Origin of the sequence: Shewanella sp. NIFS-20-20 (assembly GCF_019209865.1) — a bacterium.
GTDB lineage: Bacteria > Pseudomonadota > Gammaproteobacteria > Enterobacterales > Shewanellaceae > Shewanella.
Map to the genome: position 1 here is coordinate 18,884 of NZ_JAHUTT010000054.1, position 10,258 is coordinate 29,141.

Annotated in this window: 7 protein-coding genes; 6 read left to right on the plus strand and 1 reads right to left on the minus strand. The window is 47.9% G+C overall.

The features are described from left to right. From KU855_RS14965 to KU855_RS14985, 5 genes are all read left to right on the plus strand, one after another. Entirely contained in the window at window positions 1–2,037 is a 2,037-nt protein-coding gene (locus KU855_RS14965; RefSeq protein WP_218531073.1) for a chemotaxis protein CheA, read from the plus strand. A 12-nt stretch (window positions 2,038–2,049) separates the two neighbouring features. Continuing rightward, window positions 2,050–2,628 (plus strand): chemotaxis protein CheW, encoded by a 579-nt coding sequence (locus KU855_RS14970; protein WP_218531074.1) that lies wholly within the window; start codon window positions 2,050–2,052, stop codon window positions 2,626–2,628. Window positions 2,629–2,647: 19 nt separating this feature from the next. Then, on the plus strand, window positions 2,648–5,653 hold the full coding sequence (locus tag KU855_RS14975; RefSeq protein WP_256261052.1) for a methyl-accepting chemotaxis protein: 3,006 nt from the start codon (window positions 2,648–2,650) through the stop codon (window positions 5,651–5,653). Window positions 5,654–5,772: 119 nt separating this feature from the next. Beyond that, window positions 5,773–6,600 (plus strand): protein-glutamate O-methyltransferase CheR, encoded by an 828-nt coding sequence (locus tag KU855_RS14980; RefSeq protein ID WP_256261053.1) that lies wholly within the window; start codon window positions 5,773–5,775, stop codon window positions 6,598–6,600. A gap of 47 nt (window positions 6,601–6,647) precedes the next feature. Further along, window positions 6,648–7,667: a chemotaxis response regulator protein-glutamate methylesterase gene (locus tag KU855_RS14985; RefSeq protein ID WP_218531075.1), complete on the plus strand. Its 1,020-nt coding sequence runs from the start codon at window positions 6,648–6,650 to the stop codon at window positions 7,665–7,667. Between the two features lie 16 nt (window positions 7,668–7,683). Here the strand turns inward: KU855_RS14985 and KU855_RS14990 are convergent, their stop codons facing one another. Beyond that, a complete protein-coding gene (locus KU855_RS14990; RefSeq protein WP_218531076.1) occupies window positions 7,684–8,778 on the minus strand; it encodes a polysaccharide deacetylase family protein in 1,095 nt (364 codons plus the stop codon). Between the two features lie 20 nt (window positions 8,779–8,798). Here KU855_RS14990 and KU855_RS14995 point away from each other — a divergent pair, with 20 nt between their 5' ends. After that, window positions 8,799–10,130: an MATE family efflux transporter gene (locus KU855_RS14995; RefSeq protein WP_371316370.1), complete on the plus strand. Its 1,332-nt coding sequence runs from the start codon at window positions 8,799–8,801 to the stop codon at window positions 10,128–10,130. The last annotated feature ends 128 nt before the right edge of the window (window positions 10,131–10,258 follow it).

Below are 10,258 nucleotides of genomic sequence, written 5' to 3' on the forward strand. Positions count from 1 at the left end.
ATGGAAATCGACCTCAGCCAATTCAGTCAGGTTTTTTTTGAAGAAAGCCTCGAAGGCCTAGCCGCCATGGAAACTGAACTGCTTGCTATTGATATTGATGATCCCGATGATGAAGCCATTAATACCATTTTCCGGGCGGCTCACTCGATTAAGGGCGGCAGCGGGACTTTCGGCTTTAATGGTGTCGCTAATTTCACCCACTTACTCGAAACCTTACTGGATGAAATTCGAGATGAACGTCGGGTAATGACCGCAGATCATGTGGATATTTTACTGAATTCAGTGGATGTCTTACGGGGTATGATCGATGCGCTCATGACTGAAACTGAGTATTCCGATCCCTTACTGCAAGTGCTCGAGCAGCGTTTGAATGAGGCATTAGCCAGCTCAACGTCTCCAGCGGCAACCGCCGACACGGCGCCCGAAGTCATGCCGTCCCAGTCACCCAATGCCGCGCAGGTCAAACACCATTGGCAGATAGATTTCATTGCCGGTGAAGACATTCTTAAGTGTGGTAACGATCCTCTGTTGATGTTTACTGAGCTTAAACAGCTAGGTGAGCTGACCGTAACTCTCTTACCTGTAGACGCACCCGAACTATTAAGTTTTGAGCCTGAAAACTGCTACCTCAGCTGGCAATTAGATCTCTTGACCGACGTCAGCTTAGATAAAATCAAAGAGGTGTTCGATTGGGTCGCCGATGAATGCAAGATTGACTACCTTGAAATTGTCGAACCTGAAGCGGTAATAGAGGATACGCAAGCGGCCGCAGTAGCCCCTGCCGTCAGTCGCTCGCCACAAGAAGCAGCCAAGACGCCAGCCGCAAGTAAAGCCAAAGCAGAAAGCGGCTCTATTCGTGTTAGCACCGACAAAATCGATACCTTAATCAATATGGTCGGTGAACTTGTAATCACTCAAGCCATGCTGGGGCAATTAGGTCAGCAAGAACAGATCACGCAAGAGTCCATGCTCATGCTCAATCTCGGCCTAGAACAGCTCGCCTCTCACACTCGCGATCTGCAAGAAAGCGTGATGCAAATTCGCATGATCCCTATCAGCTTTGCCTTCAGTCGTTTTCCGAGGCTCGTACGCGACATTAGCCAAAAACAAGGTAAAAAAGTTGAGCTGATCCTCAAGGGTGAAGATACCGAACTTGATAAAACCGTGATGGAAAAGATTGTCGATCCTATGGTTCATTTGGTCAGAAATTCGCTCGATCATGGGTTAGAGAAACCCGACGTCAGAGTGGCCAATGGCAAGAGTGAGTCAGGCAACATCACCTTAAATGCCTACCATCAAGGCGGCAGTATTGTCATCGAAATCAGCGATGATGGCGCCGGTCTCAATACCGACAAAATTCTCACCAAAGCCCGCGAAAAAGGACTAGTGGGACGAGATGAAGAATTACCCGATGACATGATCCATCAGCTGATTTTTCATCCGGGTTTCTCTACCGCCGATCAAGTCTCAGATCTTTCCGGGCGCGGTGTGGGTATGGATGTGGTCAAACGTAATATCCACAGCCTCAATGGCAGCATAGATTTAAGCTCAACTCGTGGTCATGGCAGTCGTTTTACCATTCGATTACCACTGACACTCGCCATTCTCGACGGCCAACTGATCCGTATTGGCGAGCATATCTACGTGATCCCACTGGTTTCTATTTATGAATCACTGCAAGTCAAACACGAGAAGGTCAATCGCCTCAATGAAGAACATGAGCTCATTCGCTTACGCGATGACTATGTGCCGATCATCAAGGTATATCGAGAGTTTAATCATAAGGCCGATGCCACTGAAGTCGAAAATGGACTGGTCATGGTGGTCGAGCACAACAACAGCAAGGTGGGCTTGCTGGTGGATGAATTGATGGCTCAACAGCAAGTGGTCATTAAAAACCTTGAAGACAATTATGCCAAAATCCCGGGAATTTCCGGCGCAACCATACTCGGTAATGGCACAGTAGCCTTAATTATTGATGTTGCCAGCTTAGTGGAGCTTGCAGGCATTGGACACAATAAAGAACACGCGGCATAAGGATAGGCAGTCATGGTGCAAGCAAACGCAGCGGCAATCAATATGGAACAGCAACCTCAACTTGTTTCTTCTCAGAAGGAGCATGACTATCAACAGTTTTTAAGTTTTGTTATGGCCCAGGAAGAATACGGTGTGCCTATCCTAGCAGTCCAAGAAATTCGTGGCTGGGAGCAAACCACCAGCATTCCCAATGCGCCAAAACACGTCAAAGGTGTCATCAACCTCAGAGGCACCATAGTGCCCATCATAGATCTCAGAGAAAGATTTGGAATAGACAGCTTAGCCTACGGCTCAACCACAGTGGTGATTGTGCTGAAGGTTGAGCTGGCACAACAACAAAAAGTCATTGGCATAGTCGTCGATGCTGTTTCTGATGTATTCACCATCGCTGAAGCAGATATTCGCTCCACGCCAGACTTTGGCAACAGCCAAGATTTACGCTTTATCCGCGGGTTAGCAAATGTCTCGGATAAAATGATAATTCTGCTCGATATCAATATGTTACTAGGAAAAGATAGTCTACCGGATTCGGGGACCTTATCTAATATCATCAAAGATCTAGAAATAGACACTCCCGTTGAAGATCAATAGCGAGGTTGAGGACTTAACCATGGAAGCTAGCAATAATCATCAAGATACCGGCACCATCAAAAGTGCCCAAATGTTATTCATCACCTTGGTTGTATTTGTTCTGAGTTTGATAACGACAGTCACAAATGCGCCCATGGTTGCCATTGTCTCCCTACAATGCAGCGGCTTAGCCTTATTGCTCTGGAGTTGGTATCGTGTCAATCAAGAAGATAGCGGATTGCCTCAGGTCATCGCGCAGATCACTGCGCACCTTAAAGACAAGAGCCCATTACCGGATGTCGCCATTGAAGGGTGGCAGCAATTCAAGGAGATGATCACTGAGTTGCAAGTCAGTCGTGATAAGTACTATTTCAGCAGCCAAGCGTTAGAAAAGTGCCAAGGTAATATCATGCTGGCTTCGAACGATGGACACATCATGTTGGTCAATAACTCATTGGCCAAGACGATGCAGCAAGCAGAAAGCGACATCAGAACCGCATTACCTAGCTTTGATAGCAAGCGTCTGGTGGGCAGCCATATGGATCAGTTCCATAAAAATCCGGCCCATCAGCAGCAATTAATCGCCAGTTTAAAATCGTCACACACCGCTAGATTCAAAGTCGGAGGTCGCACCTTCAACTTAATTGCTAGCCCAGTCTTTGCCAGCGACAATCAACAGCAGTTAGGCATTGTGATTGAATGGACTGACATGACCGCACAACTGGCTCAAGAAGCCAGAGATAATGCCATCACTAAAGAAAATGAGGCCATTAGGCAGGCACTCGATGTGTGTCAGGCTAACGTAATGATGGCCGATGAAAATTACAATATTACCTATCTTAATACCTCATTACGTCAAGTTTTTGATAAAAATGAAGCCGTGCTTCAACAGGAAATTGCCCAATTCCATGTTGAAAAATTGGTGGGTAATAATATTGATATATTCCACAAAAATCCGGCTCACCAGCGCAATATGTTAGATAAGCTCACCCAAGCTTATAAGACCCAAATTACGGTCAATGGCTTAGTGTTCTCATTGATTGCCACCCCGGTCTTTAAAGATAATAAGCGCATAGGTACTGTGGTTGAGTGGGCTGACTTAACTGAATCGCTTAAGCTTCAACATCTTCAAGAACAAACCGCCAGCGAAAACCTACGTATTCGCCAGGCTTTAGATAATGTCAGCGCCAATACCATGGTCGCCGATAACGATCTCAATATTATTTACCTGAATAAAGCGGTGCAAAAAATGTTCTCGGATGTTAATTCCGAACTGAAGAAAACCCTCAAGGAATTTGATGCCGACAAGCTGCTAGGGGCTAACATCGATAAGTTCCATGTTAATCCTCAGCACCAAAGACAATTGTTGGCCAAAATGACCGACACCTATCGCAGTAAAATTACCGTCGGTGAGCGCACCTTTACCTTTATTGCCAATCCCATCGTCCAAGAAGATGGCACTAAGATAGGGACGGTGGTTGAATGGGATGATATTACCGAAGAGTTAGTGAAAAAAGCCGAGTCTGAACGTATTTTCAGCGAAAATGCTCGCATTCGACAAGCGCTCGATAATGTCAGTTCAAACACTATGCTGGCCGATGCCGACTGCAATATTATTTACATGAATAATGCCGTGGCCAATATGTTTAGCCAAGCGCAAGCGGATATTCGCACGAGCCTACCTAATTTTAATGCCAACAACCTTATCGGTCAGAATATTGATGTCTTCCACGTCGATCCTAGCCATCAACGCGGCTTGCTCGATAAGCTGTCATCCACGTATACCAGTCAACTCAGTGTTGGTGGCCGCACCTTTAGGATCATTGCCAACCCCATTGTCAACGATGAGGGTCAACGCTTAGGTACCGTGGTTGAGTGGGCCGACCGTACCGCTGAAGTCGCAATTGAACACGAAGTCGATGCGCTGATCAAATCCGCCAATGCTGGCGATCTCAGCCCAAGACTGACCACCGCCAACAAAGAAGGTTTCTACCTCAATCTCTCTAATGGTCTCAATCAATTAATCACCATTGCTGACGAGGTCATTTCCGATGTGGTCAACCTCTTCGATGGCATGGCTAAGGGCGAATTAACCCGAGAAATTCAAGGGGACTATGAAGGCCAATTTGGTAAGTTGAAAGCCGATGCGAATACCACGATCCAACGCCTCACCGAAGTGTTGTCTGGTATTCAGGAGTCGGCAACGACAGTGACCGCGGGAGCCGAAGAAATCGCCAAAGGTAATGCCGACTTAAGTCAGCGTACCGAGGAGCAAGCGGCGTCACTGGAAGAAACCGCATCGAGCATGGAAGAGATGACTACCACGGTGCAGCAAAGTGCCGAAAATGCCCTACAAGCGGATCAATTGGCCAAAGAAGCCAATAATAAAGCCAAGCAAGGCGGTGAAGTGGTCACCCAAGCGATTAGCGCCATGGAGGCCATCGATCAATCCAGTAAGCGTATCGTCGATATCATTAGCGTGATTGATGAAATCGCTTTCCAAACGAACTTGTTAGCGCTTAATGCGGCGGTAGAAGCGGCAAGAGCGGGTGAGCAAGGGCGCGGCTTTGCGGTCGTGGCAGGCGAAGTTCGTAATCTGGCTCAGCGCAGTGCCGGCGCGGCGAAAGAGATTAAAGAGCTGATCCGCGACAGTGTTGGCAAAGTCAGAGATGGTACCGCCTTGGTCAATCAATCTGGGACTACCTTGCAAGAAATTGTCGACTCAGTCTCTAAAGTGGCGGTGATGATCAACCAAATCAGTGTGGCAGCCGATCAGCAATCTGTGGGCATTCAAGAGGTGAATAAAGCCGTATCACAAATGGATGACATGACGCAGCAAAATGCTTCACTGGTTGAGCAAGTCTCTGCGGCGGGTGATGCCATGACCGAACAAGCGCGCAGCATGCGTCGCCAACTCGGGTTCTTCACCATGGAGAAAAGCATCATTAAGAGCCCGGCGCGGAGCGCCGACTCATCAACTAACTTCGCCAAAGTGTCAGGTCACGATGTCAATCAACACAACAATGACGATTGGAATGAGTTCTAACTAGAGCGAGGGGGAGCGGCCACAATGGCCCGCTCCCCACTCAATATCGCCTAAGCCATGGACTAACATGGCGAAACCCGCTGGGGATTAATACCCCCACCAGGACATCAGGGATGATTATGGGTACAGAACATTTAGAAGACGCTCCGGAATTTTTAATGACAGATAAAAATTTCGAATACATACGTACCCTGGCTTACCAACAAACTGGAATTGTGTTACCCGAACGCAAAAAGCACATGGTCTACAGTCGCCTGTGTCGGCGCTTACGGGTATTAGGATTGAGTGATTTCAATGCCTATTGCCGCGCACTCGAAAAAGACCATCAAGAGCTACCCAACTTTATTAACGCGCTCACCACTAACCTGACGTCGTTTTTTCGCGAAAACCATCATTTTGATTTTTTGCGGGATGTGGTGATGGCGCAATGGAAAAAATCGGGAAAAAAGCGGATCAGGGTATGGTCTTCAGCCTGCTCTACTGGGGAAGAACCCTACAGTATTGCCATGACACTGCAACCCTTGCTCAATCAATCGCAGCTCGATATCAAAATCTTGGCCACGGATTTAGACACTAATGTCTTAGCTAAAGCGCAAGCGGGAGTTTACCCCCAAGAAAGCCTCGACAATATTTCACCGGAACTTATAAAAGCGAGTTTTAGCCCGCTAGGCAATCAGTATGAAGTGAAGCAAAGTCTCAAAGACAACATTCATTTTAAACAATTAAATTTACTGCAACCCTGGCCGATGAAAGGACCATTTGACGTCATTTTTTGTCGTAATGTCATGATTTATTTTGATACTGACACGCGTAAACAAATAATTGCCAGATTCCGTACCTTGCTTAGCAATGATGGCTATTTAATTATCGGTCATTCAGAAACGCTTCACCATATTTCAGAAGATTTCACCTTGATTGGCCAAACCATTTATCGCCCTATTTCTTAATTTTCTGTTTCTATTTTTAAGCCAAGATGGCACTAAAGGTGAGTAAAATGATCAAAGTTCTCGTCATCGATGATTCAGCGCTAGTCAGGCAATTGCTAACTCATATGCTTGAGCAAGCCAATGACATTACTGTGGTAGGTTGTGCTGAGAATCCCTTGCAAGCGCGGGAGATGATTAAGACCTTGTCTCCGGACGTGTTGACCCTAGACATAGAAATGCCAAAAATGGATGGCATCGCGTTTTTACGAAACCTCATGCGCCTGCGTCCCATGCCGGTGGTGATGATTTCGACTCTGACCGAAAAAGGCGCGGCCATCACACTCGAGGCGCTAAGCTTGGGGGCGATTGATTTTATAGCCAAGCCCAAAAATGATTTACAAAATAGCCTCCCCACCTATCAAGCGGAACTGCTAGATAAGGTACGCCAAGCGGCCCGTTGTCGAGTCAGATCCACTCCGCCGCCATCGACCACAGCGGTGCCACATGACTTAAAATTAAAAAATAGGATCATCGCGATTGGCGCCTCGACCGGTGGGACCGAAGCGATTGCGCAGTTAATCAGCGCCTTGCCAGCTAACTTTCCGCCGGTGGTCATCGCGCAGCATATCCCAGCCGCATTCAGTGCCTCTTTCGCGCGGCGCCTCGATGCCAAATGCAACTTAAACGTCTCCGAAGCCCGCGGCAATGAGGTTCTAAAAGCCGGCTATGTTTATGTGGCACCGGGAGATAAGCACATGACCATAGTCAAAAAAGGCATGCAGTTTTATACCCAGTTGGTCGATACCGCGCCGGTCAATCGACATAAACCGTCGGTTGAGGTGTTATTTAATAGCATTGCGGAGTGTGCCGCCCAGCAAAGCATCGGCGTGATGCTCACCGGGATGGGCAAAGATGGTGCTCAAGGGTTATTGGCCATGAAAGAGCACGGCTCATATAACCTCTGCCAAGATGAAGCCACGTCGGTGGTTTGGGGAATGCCGGGGGCCGCCGTGGCCATTGATGCTCATCATGAACAGCAACCCCTGCACCTTATCGCGAATCGCTTATTGAGTTTGCTAAAAAGCTAACCCTTGATTGGCTGGCTCAATGTGTGGGCCAGCTACCATCATCCCGAGGCCTAACCCACGCTTGTGAAAACCAATAATACCGTCCAGTCGCTTTGCTGGGCGCCGTGCAATTATAGCGAGACCGTCCCGGAGGCAAATCTAGTTCCGCCTGAATGGTAAAGCTATTTTCACTGATCCACTGCGGCGCTTTTGCCCCTTGCCCTTGAATAAAACACATCATCTGATGGCGATGGATATCGGTCATATCGAGGGTGATTTGCAGTTGCGGGCGCCACTGACCGTCTTTTAGCAAGGGGTCGTGAATATTCTGCTGCTCGACCGGCATATTCAGACTATGCATTTTCACCGATAACGATGACATATCAGCATAAGGGCCGGCCACCGGGAAACGCGGTAAAGCCGTGAGCCCAGAGGACCATCCTGCCGCTCCCGATTGCTGACCCAACGCAATATAACCTTGCTGAGCCAACCATTCTTGGAGGTCGGCGTTATATTCACCGTAAGGATAGGCCAACGTTTTATGAGATTGACCGGTATGGGCTAATATTGTGGCTTCCGTGCGCTCAATATTATCGCTGACCCGCGCCAGCCACTGCGTCGCCGTTTCACCCGCCGACATTCTCACTAAATATTCATGACCATAGCTGTGGTTGGCAATCTCAGCGCCTTCTTTGGCCAGCGCGGCTAATGTCGCCCAATCCATCATGTTACGGTAACCTTTTTCAATCGGCTCGATCGCAACAAATAAGGTATATGGAAAACCAAACTCAGCCAAAATCGGGTGGGCATTAGCGGCGATATCTTGGTAGCCATCATCAAAGGTGATCACCACACTTTTATTAGCCAACGGCGTTTGCTGGCGAATAGCATCGACCAGGGCTGATAATTGGATCACCGTAAAACCATTGTCTTTTAAGTACTGCATTTGCTGCCGAAATTCAGCGGGAGTCACACTGGTGCTTCGAGGCCCTGTGTCTGATACATGATGATACTGTAGAATGACAGCACCACGCTGCTCTGGCGGAATGGTATGACTTTCATTTGCCCACAAATCGAAAGCCGCCAGCACGCACAGAGCACTGAGCAAAGGGCTCAGCCAATTTTTAAACATATAAGATTTTCGCCTCTATGATGACAAGCCCAGCAATCTTGCTAAACCCACAAGCGAATCGTCGCTTGCTGGCTCTGGCCCTGCCAATGATTTTATCGAATATCACCGTGCCCTTATTGGGCTTAGTTGATACCGCGGTTATAGGTCATTTGAGTAATGCCTACTATCTCGGTGGTGTCGCGTTAGCCTCGACCATTATCACCTTAATATTTTGGTTATTAGGCTTTTTGCGCATGGCGACCACCGGATTGGTCGCGCAGGCCTATGGCCGCCAAGATAATCAACAACAATTTAGCCTCTTAGTCCAAGCCGTCAGCCTTGCCTTCCTGTTTGGCATCGCGATTGTTGGCTTACAACAACCGATATTACAACTCGCGCTGTCATTCACTCAGGCCAGCCAAGAAGTGATTAGCTACTGCCAGCAATATTACAATATTCGCATTTGGGCTGCGCCCTTCGCCCTCGTAAATTTGGTGTTATTAGGATACTTATTGGGCAGACAACAACCTAAAGCGGCAATGTGGCAGCTCATCGTCGCCAATTGCGTCAACATTATACTCGATGTTGTGCTGGTTTTGGGCTTTGACATGGGGGTAAAAGGTGCGGCCATTGCCTCAGTTTTTGCAGAAATTGCCGGCACCACGGTCGCCGCGGTCATGGTCGTCAACCAACTCAAACGACAAGGGGGATTTTGCTTAAAAGCGCAACTGCGCGCACTGCAACTTTCTGGCTATCAACAACTGCTGAGTCTTAACGCCAATATCTTCATTCGAAGCCTATGCTTGCAGGCGGTTTTTGCGTTTATGACCTTTAAGGCCGCAAGCCTTGGGGACGTAACGCTGGCGGCGAACGCCATCTTACTCAACTTGTTAATGTTGATTTCCTACGCCTTAGACGGTATTGCCTATTACGCTGAAGCCGAAGGCGGTCGTAATTATGGCAAAGGTGACAAAGCTGGGTTGAGATTTAGTGTCGCCTTATCATTTTATTGGTCGGCCATTATCGCTTTACTGTTTAGCCTTGTATTTTGGTGCGGTGGCGATAGCTTTATTGGCTTGCTTACCAGCATTGAAGCCGTACAAGCCAGTGCCAGCTTATATTTACCTTGGCTGGCATTAATGCCCTTACTGGCTTTTGGCTCTTATTTATTTGATGGCGTTTATATTGGTACGGCGCAAGGCGCAGCCATGCGCAATAGCATGGTGGTGTGCACCTTTGGGGTATTTTTTCCGGTGTGGTGGTTATTGGAGGCCCAAGGTAATCAAGGCCTATGGGCCGCCATGGCCGCTTTTATGCTTACACGGAGTGTAACCTTAGGCTGGCATTATCGTTATAAACTCAGTCGCGATTAAGCATAAAAATGTATGGTCCGCCTCGTTATTGCAAATGATATTTCCGATAACGAGGTTGGTTTGCGCTAATGTATTCGGAGTCTTCATTAGGTGCTACCACCCGCTCCACGATGAGTTCCGCGCTAGAT